Here is a 16,859-nt window from a genome sequence, read left to right as displayed (position 1 = left end):
GTCATTTAGTATTTTTGCTAAGTGATTTTTTTTATTTAAAAAACAAAATCCTCTTTTTTGACGTACTTATTAATTGAGCAGTCAAGAAGGAGGATTTTTTCATGGAAACACGAGAAATTGTTGATAAACTACTGGAAAAAGCAATTCTAAAAAAAGCTAGTGATATTTTCTTTTTAATTAAAGAAAGTGTACAGATTAATTTGCGTTTGAATTCAGGAATTGAAAAATTATCTGAACATAGTGAAAAACAAGGTTTGGAAATTATTAATTTTTTGAAATATGCAGCGCAAATGGATATTTCTGAACATAGACGCCCGCAAGTTGGAGCAATTGAGTATGATTACCAAGGTACGAAATACTATTTAAGATTGTCTAGCTTAGGAGATTTTGCAGATAGAGAATCTTTAGTGGTTAGAATAATTTATCAAATTGAAAACAGTAACTATTTTTTTGAGGAACAAATAAAATTACTTGAAAATCTATCAAAAAAACGAGGATTAATTATAACTAGTGGTCCTACAGGTTCTGGAAAAACTACCACTATGTATGAACTAGCTAAAAAAGTTGGACGCAATAAAGTAGTGATGACAATTGAAGATCCAGTTGAAGTCCGTGAAGATTCTTTTTTACAGGCCCAAGTTAATAGTGAAGCTGGGATAGAATATCTTGATTTGCTTAAGGCAGCTCTTCGACATCGACCGGATATTTTAATAATTGGAGAGATTCGTGATACTAATACAGCTCGAATAGCAATAGATGCAGCCCTTAGCGGACATTTAGTGTTTGCGACAGTTCATGCTCAAAGTACTTTACAAACAATTTCTAGATTAGAAGGATTAGGTATTCGCGGTGACGAATTAGCAAATTGTTTAACAGCAGTATCGTATCAACGCTTGTTACCAACTGAATCAAATTTAGCCTGTTTGCTTGATATTGCAACTGGAGAAAATTTGGCTGCAGCGATTAAAAGTAAAGTTCGGTCGGATTTTATAAGCTGGCAAGAAAATTTGAATTTATTGAAGAAAGGAGGTCAAATCAGCAATGAAACGTATCAACTCTATCAAGAAGGATAAGTTGAAAAATGATGAGCAATTAGAATTTTTAGATTATCTTAAACATAGTTTATCTAATGGTTTTTCACTTAATAGTAGCATTGAACTTATGCCTGTTTTATGGCCTAAGAGAAAGAAAATGATGGAAAATTTAGATAAAGCAATGAAAAATGGTGCTAAGTTTTCTCACCAACTTTTAAAACTGGGTTTTTCAAAAACTACAGTAACTCAAATTAATTTAGCAATGCAACAAGGAAATCTTGTTGAATGTTTAGACCAATTAGCTACTTTAACAAGATTAAAAAATGAACAAATCAAAAAATTAAAGGCAGAACTTTCCTATCCATTTGTTTTAGCGATTATGATGGTGCTGTTATTAGCTTTTATGCAAACTTTTATTTCAGCACAGTTTTCTGATTCGGGAGAACATATGGGAGATTTTATATTAATTGGGTTGATTCTATTTGCTTTAGTATTTATTTACTATTTTTCAAGAGTTTTAAATTTGTTGGCTAAACAGGACTATCAATCTCTTAAAAAGTTGAGCAAAGTACCAATTTTGGGCTCTACAATTAAGACATATATCAATTATCTTCTGGTCTATGATATTGGTCTGCTTTTGGCGAGTGGATTCTCTTTACAAAAAATGTGTGAATATGCCTCTCAGCAAACTAAAGGCTCACTTCAGCAGCATTTAGGTGAAAAAATTGGTCAAAAATTAGCTAATGGAGAAAATTTGAATAAAATAATTGAAAATGAAGAATTTTTACCTGATACATTGTTGATTTTGTTAAAAACGGGTTCCAAAAGAAAAAGTTTAAGTAGCCGATGCTTGATTTTAGGAAGAAGTCTATTTAGTGAATTAACGGGAAAAATTGAAAAGTTAGTGGTTAATGTTCAACCTGTGTGTTTTGTACTAATTGGAATTTGTATTATTGCAATGTATATGAAATTGCTTTTGCCGATGTATACAATGATGCAAGGAATATAAGTTAAGTAAAAGGAGAAAAGCATGAAGAATAAAATGAAGAAATATTTGTTAAATATTTTAGCAAAGAGTCGTAAGCAACAAGGTTTTACTTTGATTGAAATGGTAGTAGTTATAGCAATTATTGTACTTTTAGTATTGATTATTGCTCCTAATTTGATGAGACAAAAAGGAAATGCGGAAAATAGAACTTCTGATGCATTTAGGTCAACTTTGCAAACGCAAGTAGAACTATATCGCGATGAAAAGAAGATAGATGATAATAAACCTATTTCTTTTGAATCTATGGAAAAAGATGGTTACTTGACCAAAGATCAATTAAAGAAATCAGAAAAATATTCATTTGATAAAGATGGCGCCGTTGTAGCTAAAGATGCAGCAAAATAAACTGGATGCATTTACTGTTTTAGAAACTGTTATTACACTGGCTATTTCTTGTATGCTGATTTTTATTGGTAGTTTAAAAATGGAAAGTTATGAAAATCAGCTTGTGCTTGTTAATACTGAAAAACAAGTTAAAACTGCGATTGAGCAAGCTGCTAGAGTAGCTATAGTAAAGCATGATCAAATTACAGTGATGTATATGGAATCGAGTTCTTTTTTGAGTTTTAAAAGCAGTAAGTATAATAGACGTTTAAAGATTGATAAACGAGTAAAATTGTCCTCTCCAATAAATTTTCAAATTTCAAATAAAGGCTCTTTGAGTCCAAGAACTATTAATATTTATAATAAAAAAGATAGTAAAAAATTAAAGTTGCAAATGATGTGGGGAAGAGCAATTGATGAGTAAGCAAAAAGGATTTTTAGTTGCAGAAAGCTTAATTGGCTTAACAATCGCAATTTTTGGGGTTATGATTATGGCTCTTACTTTAGGCGGGATGCATAAAACTGAACAAACTTTAGAATTAAAAACTGATCAAGCATATGCATGGCATGTGATGAAAGAGAATAGTTTGAAAGAAGTTATGGTTCATGATCGAATTTATAAAATAGTAGGTAAAAACTATGTTTATGACTCACAGACAAAAGAAAATTATAAAATTGAAAAATAATGGCTTTACTATCGCAGAAGTGATTTTTTCAATTTTTGTATCAACCTTAGTAATTCTAATTTTACAAAATTTATTAACGAATTTAAAAACTGCAAATAAATCAAATCATCGTACCAATGATATTGCTTTTGCTTATGTTCAGTTCAATCGTTTTTTGCATGAAGATGGTGGGATTGTTTATACTTTACCAGAATCTTCGAATTCATTTAAAACAAAATTTGTTAAAGTAAAAGGCAGCGGGAAAAAGAAAACTGAAAAAACATATATTTTAGAAAAATATAAGCATATGATTCGCTCGACTACTGATGAAGGTGGTCATATGCCTTTGCTTTTAAATGTTCATTATGCAGGTTTTTCTACTAAAGATGGCCAAATAAAAATAACTGTAATTGAAAAAGATAATCGCAAGTCTGAATTATATTTCAAGCTGGATCCTCGACCAAAAGAAGATAAAAATGAAAAAAATAAATCTAAAGAAGATAAAAATCAAGAAAATAAACTTTCTAAAAGCAAGCGCACTTCTAAGTAGCGTATTAGTATTAACAACATGTTTATTGTTTTTAGCATTATATCGACAAATTTTTCATGATAGTATGGAAAACAATATTATGATTATTGATTATTTAAACTCAAATTGATTTTCTTGCACCATTTGTTACCTTTCTTTAAAATTGTTAGTAAGACAAAAAGAAGGGTGAACTATGAAAAATATTGAAAAATTTGAAAAAATATTTAATCAGTTTTTAGCTTGTGTACAAACTTTACAAGAAAGTTTAAATGTTTCTTTTGCAGAAGCTTTAGTTGAAACTTTTGATAATCTTGAAAATGGAAAAATCAAAGTTGAAATGGGAGCTCCTGATAAAGAAACAGTTGCTAAATTAAGTAAGATGTATGAAAAGTTAGATTATGATAATCTTCCACAAAAAATCAAAGTGCAAGTATTTACTTACTTAACTTTGAAGGCAATTAACGATGATGGTAGAGATGCAAACCAAATGCCAACTCCACCAATTATTTCTACTGTAGTTGCATTAATTATGCAAAAACTTTTGCCCAAAAATCAAACTCTTGAAATTGTTGATCCAACAATTGGAACAGGTAATTTATTTTATGCAGTTATCAATCAATTAAAAGCTGAAAATCATTCCAAAGATAAATACAAGTTGATTGGAATTGATAATGATGAAGAAATGTTAAACTTAGCAGATGTTGCAGCTCATTTGAATAATATTGATATCGATTTATTCTGCCAAGATGCATTGATGCCTTGGATGATTTCTAGTCCTGATGCAGTAGTGAGTGATTTGCCAATTGGATATTATCCGATTGATGAAAATGCTAAGAATTTTGCTACAAAAGCAGAAAAGGGACACTCTTTTGCTCATTTGCTTTTGATTGAACAAATTATTAAGAATTTAAAACCTGCAGGTTACGCATTTTTAGTAGTTCCTAAATCAATTTTATCTGGAAAGGTTGGGGCAGATTTTATGCCATGGCTTACGAAGAAGGTTTACTTAAAAGCTATCGTCGAATTACCAGATAATATGTTCCAAAATAAATTTAATCAAAAATCTATTTTAGTTTTCCAAAATCATGGTGAAAACGCTACCAGCAGTGAGGTTTTGCTTACAAAATTAGACTCATTAAAGGGTCAAGATGCGCTTGTAAAGTTTAATGTTAAGCTAAACGAGTGGTATACTAAGACTATTCATTAGTTTGTTAAAAACAATCAACAATTTATGTGGAGGATTTTGTCTTATGGATAAAGTTTTAGCAATTAATTCAGGTAGTTCATCATTTAAATATAAAATTTTTTCACTGCCTGATGAAAAAGTACTAGCTGAAGGAATAGCTGACCGTGTAGGTCTTGATGGGTCATCATTTGAAATTAAATTAGCAAATGGTGATAAGCATATTGAAGAAGTAGCAATTCCAAATCAAGAAAAAGCTGTTAGTTTATTATTGGAAGCTTTAAAGAAATATGATGTTATTAAAAATCTTGATGAAATTGTAGGTGTAGGTCACCGTATTGTTGCAGGTGGGGAATATTTTAAAGATTCTGCAATTATCAATAAAGATAATTTACAAAAAATATTTGACTTGACTGATTATGCGCCACTTCATAATCCAGCTGAGGGTAAAGGTATTGAAGCGTTTATGAAGTTGTTACCAGGTGTTCCAGAAGTTGGTGTGTTTGATACATCATTCCACCAAACTTTAGATCCAGTTCATTATATGTATTCTGTACCTTACGAATGGTATGAAAAATATCGTACTCGTAAATATGGTGCTCATGGTACTTCTGTTCGTTATGTTTCAGAAAGAACCGCAGAATTATTAAACAAGAAACTTGAAGATTTAAATCTTATTGTTTGCCATTTGGGTTCAGGAGCTTCAATTACTGCTGTAAAAAATGGTAAATCTTATGATACTTCGATGGGTTTTAGTCCACTCGCAGGTATTACAATGAGTACACGTTCAGGAGATGTTGATCCATCACTTTTAAGGTTTGTAATGGATAAAGAAAATATTTCTATTGATGATATGATCAGCATTTTGAATAATAAATCAGGACTTCTTGGTATTTCTGGAATTTCACCTGATATGCGTGATTTAGAAAAGAATAAAGATAAGCGTGCAATTTTAGCACGTGAAATTTTTGTTAATCGTGTTGTTCGCTATATCGGTGCTTACATTACTGAAATGAATGGTGCTGATGCAATTATTTTTACTGCAGGTATTGGTGAACATGATCAGCACATCCGTAAAATGGTGATGGAACAATTGGGTATATTTGGAGTAGTACCTGATCTCGAAGAAAATGAAACTAATGGTGAAAAGACAATAACTAAACCAGATTCTAAGATTCGTGTAATGATTGTTCCAACTAATGAAGAGTTAATGATTGAACGTGATGTTGTAAGATTGGCTCATTTGGAATAAAGGAACAAAGTATTTCGCATTTAATGCAGTCTATGCTATAATAGAAAAGTCTCAAGGGGATGTTTTGGGATTCGACAGGCGTAGACTCGCATTGACTGCGATTCGTAGGTCACGTCTACGTAAAAACGTCACTTATAAATTTAACTGCAAAAAACAGTAATTCTTACGCAGTAGCTGCCTAATTAGGCGCCTGTGTTGCCTTTAGTTGGTTTACTCGTGATTAACTATTGGTATCAACATTAGCGAGTTACGTTTAACTACCTCACCTGAATAGTTAGAAAGAGTCTTAACAGGTTAGCTAATTCATATTAGCCCTGTTATATGGCGTTGTGAATTAGTGAAGTTCAAATAATATAACTATGATCGTAGAGGTCAGTGACGAGATGCGTTTGGACAGGGGTTCAATTCCCCTCATCTCCATTTTTAAGAAAGTCTTTAGTATTAAGTGCTTCTAAAGTATTGATACTAAAGGCTTTTTTGCTTCTGTGGTTGAATGTGGCTTTTTAAAATTTAGCTCAAGAAGGAGTCAATATAGAAAGTAACTATCATAATTGGATTTTAGCAATTATAACTAAAAGTTATTATTTCATATTAAGTATAAATATTAGATATTGACACATAAAGCTCCTATACTAAATATAACTGTTAGTTTAGTAAGGAGTTTTTTATGCAAAATTATGAAGATAAATTTTTTGAAGGCGAAAGAATTTTATATGGATTAAAAGATGCAAATCTTAATGAAATAACATTTGGGACTGGAGAGTCACCACTTAAAGAAGCAAAAAATATTAATATTAAAAACTCAATATTTAAATGGAAGTATCCTCTTTGGTACGATGAAAATGTAAAAGTTGAAAATACAATTTTTGAAACGATGGCACGTAGTGGCATTTGGTACACAAAAAATATTTCAATTAAAGATTCGGCTTTGCAAGCTCCAAAATTATTTAGAAGAGCTGAAAAAATCAATTTAGATAATGTACATTTTTCTAATGCTGAAGAAACAATGTGGACTTGTAAAGATATAAATATAACTAATACCCAAATTAATGGAGATTATTTTGGTAAAGATAGTGAAAATATTTATTTAGATAATGTTTCGATTATTGGTAATTATTGTTTTGATGGTGGTAAAAATATCGAAGTTCATAATTCAAATTTTGTTTCTAAAGATGCATTTTGGAATTGCGAAAATGTAACAATTTATGATTCAACTCTTGATGGTGAATATTTAGCTTGGAATACTAAGAATTTAAAATTGGTTAACTGCATTATAGAAAGTGACCAGGGGCTTAATTATATTAAGCATTTAGAAATGGAGAATTGTAAGTTAATTCATTCAGACTTAGTTTTTGAATATGTTTCTGATGTTAATGCAAAAATTACTACTAAAATTGATAGTGTGAAAAATCCAATCTCTGGAAATATTACTGCTCCCAAGATTAATAAGTTGATTATGGATCCAGATAAGATTAATCCTGAGTATACTAATATAAATTGTGATATGGTAGAAATGAAAATTGAAAAATCTGATACGAATCAAATAGCAAAGGACTAATAAAATGAAATATGATTTTGAAACAGTACCTGATAGACATAATGTTGATTCTGTTAAATGGAATGTAAAAACTGGTGAACTTCCAATGTGGATTGCCGATATGGACTTTAAAGTTGCACCAGAAATTATTGAAGCAATGGAAAAGAAAATACAAGTAGGTGCATTTGGATATGAGTGGCCAAGAGATGATTATTTTAAAGCTGTAATTGATTGGCAAAAATGTGAACATGGTAAAATTGCTAAAAAAGATTGGCTAATTTTTACAACTGGAGTAATACCTGCAATTTCATCAATTGTACGCCGAGTATCTCATATTGGTGATAATGTATTAGTTCAAGAACCTGTTTATAATATCTTTTATAATTCTATTGAAAATAATGGCCGTCATGTTTTATCTAATGACCTTATTTTTAATGGGAAAAATTATCAAATAAATTGGCAAGACTTAGAAGAAAAATTGGCAGATCCATTGACAACATTGATGATATTTTGTAATCCTCATAATCCAATTGGAAAGGTTTGGACAAAAGATGAAGTGCAAAAGATTGCACAATTATGTTATAAGCATCATGTTGTATTATTATCTGATGAAATTCATGGTGATTTGGTTAGAGAGGGTATTGACTACACACCAGCTTACAGTGTAAGCGGTGAGGCTCAAAATAATGTTGTTTCTTTGATTTCTCCAAGTAAAACTTTTAATGTGGCAGCTCTTCATGCAGCAACAGCAATCATTCCTGGTGAGAATTTACGCAATATAATTAACCGTGGATTGAATAGTGATGAAGTTGCTGAACCAAATCTTTTGGCTATTCCGGCAACAATTGCAGCATATGAAAAAGGACATGAATGGTTGATGGAGCTTAAGCTTCAATTGCAAAAAAATTTTGCATATGCAGAAGAAAAAATCAATGCTAATTTACCAGAAATAAATATTATTCCTTCTACAGCTACCTATTTGATGTGGTTAGATATCAATAAAATTACTAATAATAGTCAGGAATTAGTTCAATATCTTAAGAAAGAAACTGGACTAATAATTTCAGCTGGAAATATTTATCGTGGGAACGGTTCTAGTTTTATTAGAATAAATTTGGCTTGTCCTATGAAATTAGTTGAGGACGGTATAGCTAGATTAATTATTGGAATTAAGAAATTTCAAAAATTATCATAAATTTAAAGAAAGTGGTTTCATTTATCCGTCAAAAAAGTATATACTTTCTATGAGGTGATTTTAAATGGAACCAATTTTCTTAACGCCATATTTTAGACCAAAAATTTGGGGCGGACGTAAATTAGATACAATTTTTCATTATGATATTCCAGAGGGAAAAGTTGGTGAAGCTTGGATTATTTCAGGATATAAAGATGATGCTTCAACTGTAACTTCAGGTCCTCTTAAAGGTAAGAGCTTAAGGGAAGTTTATCATGAACATCCAGAGTTGTTTGGTAATCCTAAATCAAAAGAGTTTCCATTACTTGTAAAGTTCTTAGATGCTAATGATAATCTATCAGTTCAAGTTCACCCTGATGATGATTATGCTAATAAAGTTGAAAATGATTCAGGTAAAACTGAAAGCTGGTATGTATTGCAAGCAGATCCTGGTGCATATTTAATTTATGGTCATCATGCCAAAAGTAAAGAAGAACTTTCTGAAATGATAAAAAAGGGTCAGTGGGATAAACTGTTGCGTAAAGTTCCTATTAAAAAAGGCGACTTTTTCTATGTACCAGCCGGAACGATTCATGCTTTAACTAAGGGAAGTTTAGTTATTGAAACTCAACAATCAAGTGATGTTACTTATCGTCTTTATGATTATGATCGAGTTGACAAAAAGACTGGAAAAAAACGGGAACTTCATACTCAAAAGTCAATCGACGTAACAACAGTTCCACATAAAGATCCTAAATTAAATGTTCATACTGAGAAAGTTCAAGATGCAGAAATTAAAACTTTAGTTGAACCTCCAGTTTCCCCACATTTTTATTTGTGGCAAATTGATTTAGATGGAACTTGGAAAACGACTCTTAATGACCATCCTTATTTATTAGTTTCAGTAATTGACGGTGGCGGTGAAATTGAAGCTAATGGTCAAAAATGGAACTTAAAATTGGGAGATAATTTAATTATTCCAAATGAGATGAAGAATTTCACTTTCACTGGTAAAATGAGAATTGTTATGTCTGCTCCAGGTAAAGAGTAGAAGTAAAATTTTCAAAAAGAAAGTGGCGATTGCATGATATATATTGCATGTGGCTGTGTAATGATAGCAGTAGGAATTATTTGGATAATAAGCCCAGCAAAAAAGCCCAACCGACTTTATGGATATCTATCATATTTAGCTCAAGTAAATCAGGATAGTTTTAAATATGCTCAAAAAATAGCCAGCTATTGGCTTTTACTATTTGGAATAATTCAGGTAGTATTAGGTATGATAATTCATTTTTTAAATTGGGATCGCTACTTTCTTTTATGGCTGTTAACTTTTTATTTGTTTATTTTGTTTCCAATTATTTGGACTGAAAAAAGTTTAAAATCGTTTTTGCAAAAGCGTGATCAGCTTCCAAGAGATTATGTTGATCCTGATAAAATCAAAAAGAAGAGAACAAAAGGATTTAAGGATTGATATGAGTTTAAAAATTTTAATGGTTGAAGATGATAAGTCAGTTGCAGAAATGATGGGAATGTTTTTCAAAAAAGAAGGTTGGGAACAAATTGTTGCAGTCGATGGTGAAGAAGCTGTTAATAAATTTGAACAAGATCCAGCTAGTTATGATTTAATTACGCTGGATCTTAATTTGCCCAAAAAAGATGGTATCCAGGTTGCTAAAGAAGTTCGAGCAATTTCGCCTACAGTACCAATTATTATGCTTACAGCTCGTGGAAGTGAATCAGATCAAGTATTAGGCTTAGGAGTTGGAGCAGATGATTATGTAACTAAACCTTTTAGTCCGATTGCTTTAATTGCGCGAATCAAAGCTTTACATCGTCGGGTAATGATGGATGATTCTAAGCCTGCAGAAGAAAAAGCGGTACAAAACTATGATATTCAAACTGTTCATTTAAAAATCTCTACTGCTAGACGTGAAGTTAGCTTTGATGGACAAGCAGTTAAAAATTTAACCCCGAAAGAGTTTGATTTACTTTTTACGCTAGCACAAAAGCCTAAGCAAGTTTTTTCAAGAGAGCAGTTATTAGAGCTTGTGTGGGGATATGAATACTATGGCGAAGAGCGTACTGTTGATGCTCATATTAAAAAATTACGTCAAAAATTAGAAAAAGTAGGTCCTCAAGTTATTCAGACAGTTTGGGGAATAGGTTATAAGTTTGACGATTCAAAGGTTGAATAATGAAGTTAATTTATCAACACATGCTCGGATTTTTAATAATTATTATTACTACTATTTCGATTATTGGATATGCAGAAATTGATTATGCTAAAAATCAAGCTTATTCACAAAATTATCAGCGGATGGAAAATTATGCTAATTCCTTAGGACAACTCGCAATTAACGAAGGAGAAAATGGAACAGCTATTTTAAGTGATAAGTTTTTAGCTCAATTGCAGTTTGTTCTGCAAGGCGATGATATGCAATTTAGAATTTTTAATGATCGAAATGAACAAATTTATCCTAAAGTTCCTAATCAATTAAAGTTATCCAAAAAAGTTTTTGCGACTTTAAGTAAAGGACAAGAAATTCGTATTAAAAATAATAATGTTGGTCGCTCTTATATCGGTAAAACTAAAGATGCTTATACTGGAGTGTTGATGCCGTGGATGAATGGTAAAAAGCTAGTTGGTATTATTTGGCTTGGATCCAGAGTTAAAAATGTTGAAAGACCTATTATCATGGCTAAAAGAAATTTGATAAATGCTTTAATAGTAACTTTAGTCGTTGGGTTAGTGTTAAGCTTGATTATTTCTTATTATTCAACTGCAAAGATTAAGCGTTTATCTAGGGCTACTAAAAAAGTTGAAGCAGGAGATTTTGATGTTCATCTTGAACATAAAAATAGTGATGAGATTGATCAATTAGCTGGTAATTTTAATCAAATGGTTAAAGCTCTAAAAGAATCCAATGAAGAAATTGAAGCTCAAGAAAAAAGGCGCGACCAGTTTATGGCAGATGTTGCTCATGAAATGAGAACTCCTTTAACTACGATCAATGGTATTCTTGAAGGATTACAATATGATGCAATTCCAGAAGAATCTAAACCACAATCAATATCTTTAATGAGGCATGAAACTAGACGTTTAATTAGATTAGTTAACGAAAATCTTGATTATGAAAAAATTCGTAGTAATCAGATTACGTTGTATAAAAGCGAATTTAATGCGGCAGATGTATTGCATGATGTCCAAACTCAGTTGCAACAAAATGCTAAAAAAGCAAATGATGAAGTGATTGTAGAATGCCCTGAGAATTTACCAATTTATGCAGACAGAGATCGATTTACTCAAATTGTAGTAAACTTAACGCAAAATGCAATTCAATTTACCCATAATGGTAAAATTCAGCTTCTTGGTCGCAGAATTGATCATGGTGTTCAAATTCAAATTAAAGATAATGGAATTGGTATGAACGAAAATCAAATGAAGTATATCTTTGAACGATTTTTCAAAGCTGATCCTTCACGAGCTCGCTTAGGAACTGGTGAATCAGGATTGGGGTTAGCAATTGTTTCCTCACTTGTTAAACAACATGGTGGAAAAATTTCTGTAGAATCTCAACCAAATAAAGGTTCCATTTTTACTGTAATTATTTATGATAAAGGTTATTCAAAAAAATAAGAGGTTAGGAATAATTCCCTACCTCTTATTTTTCTTTATTCTTGGTTTCTTTTTGAGATGTTGATTTGTTAGTAAGACTGTTATTTTTGACATTGTTTGGTACTTCAGTAATTTCTTTTTGGCGACCATGTAGTTCCACTGCATCAGTTTTATAAAGATTAGTAGTAGAACCATGATGCTGAGAATAAAGTGAAGTAGACTTTTCTTTTAATTGCTGTCTTAGCTTAGTCATTTGTTCGAAATTTGTTAAATAGTCAAACTGTGTTGGATCAACTGGTTTGAAACCAATTGGAGTATAAAATCTAAGTAAATTATGGTTGTTTAATAAATCTGAATACTTAAGTGATTGTTTTGCCTTTTTTGCTAGAGCAGCAATTTCTCGCTTTTCTTGTGGAGTAAAGTTTATAATTTGTTTACCACTTTTACGGTCATAAACAATCCCTTTAATGCCTTTATTTCCAATGATGACATATTTACCACTAACAATTGTTCCATTTCTAAACACAATCCAATCCTTGTATTTAGGAGAAAGCATATCGCTGCCAAATTGGATATAATTTTGATTCTTAATGCCTAATAAGTGAAGTAAAGTAGGTAAAACGTCTATTTCACCCCCAACTTCGTCTTTAATTTCTCCTTTTAAATTAGCAGAATGAATCATGAAAGGAACGCGTTGCATTTGTACATTATTAAAACTATTCCAAGTATCAGAACTTTCACCAATGATAGGTGCTAAAGTTTCATTTTCACTGTTAGATAAGCCGTAATGATCCCCATAAATGACAATCATAGTATTTTTGTATAAATTAGAAGCTTTTAAGTAATTAAAGAATTCTTGGACTGCTTGATCTAAATAATGAGCTGTCTCAAAATAATTGTTAATAGTTTCGTCTCTAGTATTAGTTGTTTTAAACTTGGGGTCTAAGTCTTCTTTATCCATTGAAAAAGGAATATGGTTAGTAACGGTAATGTATTTAGCATAAAAAGGCTGTTGCATTTGTTCTAAATACTTAACACTTTCAGAAAAAAGTAATTTATCTTTTAAGCCGTAACCAATTTTATCATTAGTTTTGTTACTGAAATAGTTTTGGTCAAAAAAGTAGTTATAACCAAAATTTTTATAGACTTCATTACGATTCCAAAAAGTTCCTACATTTCCATGAAAAACAGCTGAAGTATAGCCATCTTGGTGCAAAATTTGAGGAGCTGCTTGAAAAGTGTTTTCAGAACCAAGAGAAGTAAAGAGCGAACCATCAGCAATTCCATAAGTACTTGTCTCAAGCATGGTTTCTGCATCACTTGTACGACCTAAACCTACTTGATGGTAGAAATTTTTAAAGCTAATGGTATGAGGATTTTTGTAAATTGAATTTAAAAAGGGAGTAACCTCTTTGCCGTTAATTTTTAAATTTATTAAAAATTGCTGGAAACTTTCAAGGTGGATAATGACAACATTTTTTCCTTTTTCTTTACCAAAGCTTGTACCTGCTAAAGCATGATGTTTTTTAGTGTATTTAATAATTTTGTTTAGGTCAGATGAATTTGCATTTTTGTTAACTTGTACTGTTTGTGCATTTTTGATTCCATCATAAACGGTATAAGTATCCAAACCAAGGTATTTAACAACGTAAGAACGGTCAAAAGTATTCCTTAATAAGCGTGGTCTTGAAGATTCAGCCAAGAACATGTTTAAAGTTAACATGAAAGCCCCAAATGATGTAATTGCAAATGGTGTTGAAAGACCATATGATTTAGAATCAATTTTAATTTTTTTCATAATCAGTAAAGTGATTATTATAATTAAATCTAACCATATAAAAATATCACTAGGATGAAGAAGACTGACCGCACTTTTACCTAAGCCAGGAGCTACCTTACTTGCGTTAGTTATAGTTTTCATTGTGATAAAATCGGAAAACTGTCGATAATATAAAATATTAGCAAATAAAAGGACAGTATTTAAAAAATCCATTATCAGCATCGCAATATATGATACTAGTGGACGAGGAAAATAGAAGCCAATGCCAATTAATAAAATTGCAGTGCCGATTGGACTTGTCCACATAATTATATGCTGGTACGGATCACTAATGCCTAAGTTGAAGTCAACATAAGCTGCAAAAATATACTTGATCCAAAATAAAACTACCAGTAATGTAAAAAATCCAGTACGGGTTTGAATGAATTTGAGTAGTGTTTTTTTCATATTTTCTCCTTATTATTGACTTCTTCATTTTAATGGTTATGAAAAAAATAGACAATCTTTTAATGAGAGTTAGTAGTTTTTTAATAATTTTTAGTCAAAAATTGAGTATAATTTAAGTTGGATTTTAAAAAATTTAAGGGATTTATTATGGTATTTTTTGGACCGCTGTATAATTTATTGGTTAAACTATACGCAACTAGAATAAATCATTTTCCATTGATTAAATTATCTCTAGTTGCGTTAGATAAGACTGTTTTTTATTTTTTGATTTTTGTTGTAATTAGGTTAATTTGGTTACTTTGCGTTCGTCGCAGACGATCGATAAAATCTGAAGCTAGTGTTTGGATTTTTGCATTTTATATTATTTTAGTTTTAATGCTGACAACTTTTAGGGATACATATTTTCCTTGGCAAATCCAACTTCATTTAAAAAGACCTTTGAGTGATATTAATTTGACTTTTATGAAGGAAACATGGAAGTTGATTTATGCACAAAGTAGAGTGGATTTTATTTATAATTCATTTGGAAACGTTTTGTGTTTTGTACCAATTGGATTTTTAGCACCTATTGTTTTTTCAAAAAGGCAAAGTTTTTGGAAAGTAACTTTGGTGGGGATGCTATTTTCAATATGTATTGAAGTTATGCAATTTTTACTAGCAACTGGAGTTAGTGATATTGATGATGTATTTTTTAATACCTGTGGTTGTATAATTGGTTACGTTTTCTTTATGATGTTCAAAAGAATTAAGCGAAATTTTTAAATTGTATTAATACTGGTATTTATTTAATAAAATTGCTAAAATAGGTCTTGTGAAATAAATATTTTATCTAGTTAGGAAGCAGATTTATGAGTTTAATTAATTTTGATAGTAGTAAATTAGCTCCATTTGTTCACGAAAACGAATTGAGCGAAATGCAAGCTATGGTAAATGCTGCTAACACTGAACTCCGCGATGGTACTGGTGCTGGTAGCGATTTCCTTGGTTGGCTTAACTTGCCAGTTGATTATGACAAAGATGAATTTGCACGCATCAAGAAGGCTGCTAAGAAGATTCAAAGCGATTCAGAAGTATTGATTTGTATCGGTATTGGTGGTTCATACCTTGGCGCACAAGCTGCAATTGAATTTTTGAACAGTAATTTTTATGGCAAAGAAAAGAGTGATTACCCAACTGTAGTATTCTGTGGTAATTCACTTTCAGGTTCATACCTTTATGACTTAATTGAATGGCTTGGTGATAAGGACTTTAGCATCAACGTTATTTCTAAGTCAGGTACTACTACTGAACCATCTGTAGCATTCCGTGTTTTCAAAGCTAAGCTTATTGAAAAGTATGGTAAGGAAGAAGCAGCTAAGCGTATTTATGCAACTACTGACCGTGAGAAGGGTGCACTTAAGACTGAAGCTGATGCAGAAGGTTACGAAGAATTTGTAGTTCCAGATGATGTTGGTGGTCGTTACAGTGTTCTTACAGCTGTTGGTTTGCTTCCAATTGCTGCAAGTGGTGCAGATATTGATGAATTGATGAAGGGTGCAGCTGACGCTCGTGCAGACTATACTGATACTGATTTATCAAAGCCTACTCCATACCAATACGCAGCAATTCGTAACATTCTTTACCGTAAGGGTTACACAACTGAAATTGTTGAAAACTATGAACCAAGTCTTAGAATGTTTGCTGAATGGTGCAAGCAATTAATGGGTGAATCAGAAGGTAAGGACCAAAAGGGTATTTATCCATCAAGTGCTAACTTTACTACTGATTTGCACTCACTTGGTCAATACATTCAAGAAGGTCTTCGTAACATTTTCGAAACTGTTATTCGTGTAGAAAACCCACGTCATGATGTTAAGATTCCAGGCGACAAGGAAAACCTTGATGGTCTTAACTTCTTGGAAGGCAAGAGCTTAAATTACGTAAATGACCGCGCTTATGAAGGTGTTGTTTTAGCTCACACTGATGGTGGTGTTCCTGTAATGACTATTAACATTCCAGATCAAACCGCTCATACTTTGGGTTACATGATTTACTTCTTCGAATTAGCAATTGCTATTTCAGGTTACTTGAATGGTATTAACCCATTCAATCAACCAGGTGTTGAAGCATACAAGCGTAACATGTTTGGTCTTCTTAACAAGCCAGGTTACGAAGATTTACACGACGATTTAACTAAGCGTCTTTAATAAAAAATCTACTTAGTATAATTAATATTTTAAACATAGATGGTTATACAGCAGAAATAAGCTACAAGTAGCTAAAGAAAG

The 16,859-nt window shown here is 31.4% G+C and carries 17 protein-coding genes and 1 other RNA gene; 17 read left to right on the top strand and 1 reads right to left on the bottom strand.

What is annotated here, in order from left to right; all coding sequences use genetic code 11:
- Positions 1-101: 101 nt before the first annotated feature.
- The 15 genes from comGA (at position 102) to ACTHPI_RS05065 (ending at position 12,386) form a co-directional block, all read left to right on the top strand.
- Positions 102-1,073 carry a competence type IV pilus ATPase ComGA gene (gene comGA, locus ACTHPI_RS05135; protein WP_445353103.1) on the top strand — a complete coding sequence of 324 codons (972 nt, stop codon included), beginning with the start codon at positions 102-104 and terminating at the stop codon, positions 1,071-1,073.
- Positions 1,042-2,043, top strand: a complete 1,002-nt coding sequence (locus ACTHPI_RS05130) for a type II secretion system F family protein (RefSeq protein ID WP_445353102.1) — start codon at positions 1,042-1,044, stop codon at positions 2,041-2,043. Before comGA ends, ACTHPI_RS05130 begins: the two co-directional genes overlap by 32 nt.
- Positions 2,044-2,064: 21 nt before the next feature.
- The gene (locus ACTHPI_RS05125) at positions 2,065-2,427 is read left to right on the top strand and encodes a competence type IV pilus major pilin ComGC (protein ID WP_445353101.1); all 363 of its coding nucleotides are present in this window, start codon (positions 2,065-2,067) and stop codon (positions 2,425-2,427) included.
- Positions 2,414-2,830 carry a Prepilin-type cleavage/methylation protein gene (locus ACTHPI_RS05120; RefSeq protein ID WP_445353100.1) on the top strand — a complete coding sequence of 139 codons (417 nt, stop codon included), beginning with the start codon at positions 2,414-2,416 and terminating at the stop codon, positions 2,828-2,830. The genes ACTHPI_RS05125 and ACTHPI_RS05120 overlap by 14 nt, the downstream gene beginning before the upstream one ends.
- On the top strand, positions 2,823-3,092 hold the full coding sequence (locus ACTHPI_RS05115; protein WP_445353099.1) for a hypothetical protein: 270 nt from the start codon (positions 2,823-2,825) through the stop codon (positions 3,090-3,092). Before ACTHPI_RS05120 ends, ACTHPI_RS05115 begins: the two co-directional genes overlap by 8 nt.
- Positions 3,046-3,621: a competence type IV pilus minor pilin ComGF gene (gene comGF / locus ACTHPI_RS05110; protein WP_445353098.1), complete on the top strand. Its 576-nt coding sequence runs from the start codon at positions 3,046-3,048 to the stop codon at positions 3,619-3,621. Before ACTHPI_RS05115 ends, comGF begins: the two co-directional genes overlap by 47 nt.
- 181 nt (positions 3,622-3,802) lie before the next feature.
- Complete coding sequence (locus ACTHPI_RS05105) at positions 3,803-4,807, top strand: class I SAM-dependent methyltransferase (RefSeq protein ID WP_445353225.1); 1,005 nt, start codon at positions 3,803-3,805, stop codon at positions 4,805-4,807.
- Between the two features lie 43 nt (positions 4,808-4,850).
- Complete coding sequence (locus ACTHPI_RS05100; protein WP_445353097.1) at positions 4,851-6,035, top strand: acetate/propionate family kinase; 1,185 nt, start codon at positions 4,851-4,853, stop codon at positions 6,033-6,035.
- A 55-nt stretch (positions 6,036-6,090) separates the two neighbouring features.
- Positions 6,091-6,458, top strand: a transfer-messenger RNA (tmRNA) gene (gene ssrA / locus ACTHPI_RS05095).
- Positions 6,459-6,702: 244 nt separating this feature from the next.
- Positions 6,703-7,593: a DUF3737 family protein gene (locus tag ACTHPI_RS05090; protein WP_445353096.1), complete on the top strand. Its 891-nt coding sequence runs from the start codon at positions 6,703-6,705 to the stop codon at positions 7,591-7,593.
- 4 nt (positions 7,594-7,597) lie between these two features.
- Positions 7,598-8,767, top strand: coding sequence for a MalY/PatB family protein (locus ACTHPI_RS05085; RefSeq protein ID WP_445353095.1), 1,170 nt, complete (start codon positions 7,598-7,600; stop codon positions 8,765-8,767).
- A 64-nt stretch (positions 8,768-8,831) separates the two neighbouring features.
- Positions 8,832-9,797: a mannose-6-phosphate isomerase, class I gene (gene manA, locus ACTHPI_RS05080; protein WP_445353094.1), complete on the top strand. Its 966-nt coding sequence runs from the start codon at positions 8,832-8,834 to the stop codon at positions 9,795-9,797.
- A gap of 33 nt (positions 9,798-9,830) precedes the next feature.
- Positions 9,831-10,220, top strand: a complete 390-nt coding sequence (locus tag ACTHPI_RS05075; protein ID WP_445353093.1) for an SdpI family protein — start codon at positions 9,831-9,833, stop codon at positions 10,218-10,220.
- A 1-nt stretch (position 10,221) separates the two neighbouring features.
- Positions 10,222-10,944 carry a winged helix-turn-helix domain-containing protein gene (locus ACTHPI_RS05070; RefSeq protein WP_445353092.1) on the top strand — a complete coding sequence of 241 codons (723 nt, stop codon included), beginning with the start codon at positions 10,222-10,224 and terminating at the stop codon, positions 10,942-10,944.
- The gene (locus ACTHPI_RS05065) at positions 10,944-12,386 is read left to right on the top strand and encodes an ATP-binding protein (protein WP_445353091.1); all 1,443 of its coding nucleotides are present in this window, start codon (positions 10,944-10,946) and stop codon (positions 12,384-12,386) included. Before ACTHPI_RS05070 ends, ACTHPI_RS05065 begins: the two co-directional genes overlap by 1 nt.
- A 25-nt stretch (positions 12,387-12,411) precedes the next feature.
- On the opposite strand, the gene ACTHPI_RS05060 is transcribed toward ACTHPI_RS05065, so the two are convergent.
- Positions 12,412-14,592, bottom strand: a complete 2,181-nt coding sequence (locus ACTHPI_RS05060) for an LTA synthase family protein (protein ID WP_445353090.1) — start codon at positions 14,590-14,592, stop codon at positions 12,412-12,414.
- A 147-nt stretch (positions 14,593-14,739) separates the two neighbouring features.
- Between ACTHPI_RS05060 and ACTHPI_RS05055 the strand changes: the two genes are divergently transcribed.
- Together ACTHPI_RS05055 and ACTHPI_RS05050 are read left to right on the top strand one after the other, a co-directional pair.
- Positions 14,740-15,354 carry a VanZ family protein gene (locus ACTHPI_RS05055; RefSeq protein ID WP_445353089.1) on the top strand — a complete coding sequence of 205 codons (615 nt, stop codon included), beginning with the start codon at positions 14,740-14,742 and terminating at the stop codon, positions 15,352-15,354.
- An 86-nt stretch (positions 15,355-15,440) separates the two neighbouring features.
- Entirely contained in the window at positions 15,441-16,778 is a 1,338-nt protein-coding gene (locus tag ACTHPI_RS05050) for a glucose-6-phosphate isomerase (protein ID WP_445353088.1), read from the top strand.
- Positions 16,779-16,859 lie beyond the last annotated feature (81 nt).

This window comes from Lactobacillus sp. PSON (assembly GCF_052615405.1).
This window is presented reverse-complemented; position numbering and strand designations above follow the sequence as displayed.

Excerpts from the sequence above, each read along its gene's own strand:
- comGA (WP_445353103.1), top strand. The coding sequence starts at position 102 with ATGGAAACACGAGAAATTGTTGATAAACTACTGGAAAAAGCAATTCTA.
- ACTHPI_RS05130 (WP_445353102.1), top strand. The coding sequence starts at position 1,042 with ATGAAACGTATCAACTCTATCAAGAAGGATAAGTTGAAAAATGATGAG.
- ACTHPI_RS05125 (WP_445353101.1), top strand. The coding sequence starts at position 2,065 with ATGAAGAATAAAATGAAGAAATATTTGTTAAATATTTTAGCAAAGAGT.
- ACTHPI_RS05120 (WP_445353100.1), top strand. The coding sequence starts at position 2,414 with ATGCAGCAAAATAAACTGGATGCATTTACTGTTTTAGAAACTGTTATT.
- ACTHPI_RS05115 (WP_445353099.1), top strand. The coding sequence starts at position 2,823 with ATGAGTAAGCAAAAAGGATTTTTAGTTGCAGAAAGCTTAATTGGCTTA.
- comGF (WP_445353098.1), top strand. The coding sequence starts at position 3,046 with ATGTTTATGACTCACAGACAAAAGAAAATTATAAAATTGAAAAATAAT.
- ACTHPI_RS05100 (WP_445353097.1), top strand. The coding sequence starts at position 4,851 with ATGGATAAAGTTTTAGCAATTAATTCAGGTAGTTCATCATTTAAATAT.
- ACTHPI_RS05090 (WP_445353096.1), top strand. The coding sequence starts at position 6,703 with ATGCAAAATTATGAAGATAAATTTTTTGAAGGCGAAAGAATTTTATAT.
- ACTHPI_RS05085 (WP_445353095.1), top strand. The coding sequence starts at position 7,598 with ATGAAATATGATTTTGAAACAGTACCTGATAGACATAATGTTGATTCT.
- manA (WP_445353094.1), top strand. The coding sequence starts at position 8,832 with ATGGAACCAATTTTCTTAACGCCATATTTTAGACCAAAAATTTGGGGC.
- ACTHPI_RS05075 (WP_445353093.1), top strand. The coding sequence starts at position 9,831 with ATGATATATATTGCATGTGGCTGTGTAATGATAGCAGTAGGAATTATT.
- ACTHPI_RS05070 (WP_445353092.1), top strand. The coding sequence starts at position 10,222 with ATGAGTTTAAAAATTTTAATGGTTGAAGATGATAAGTCAGTTGCAGAA.
- ACTHPI_RS05065 (WP_445353091.1), top strand. The coding sequence starts at position 10,944 with ATGAAGTTAATTTATCAACACATGCTCGGATTTTTAATAATTATTATT.
- ACTHPI_RS05060 (WP_445353090.1), bottom strand. The coding sequence starts at position 14,592 with ATGAAAAAAACACTACTCAAATTCATTCAAACCCGTACTGGATTTTTT.
- ACTHPI_RS05055 (WP_445353089.1), top strand. The coding sequence starts at position 14,740 with ATGGTATTTTTTGGACCGCTGTATAATTTATTGGTTAAACTATACGCA.
- ACTHPI_RS05050 (WP_445353088.1), top strand. The coding sequence starts at position 15,441 with ATGAGTTTAATTAATTTTGATAGTAGTAAATTAGCTCCATTTGTTCAC.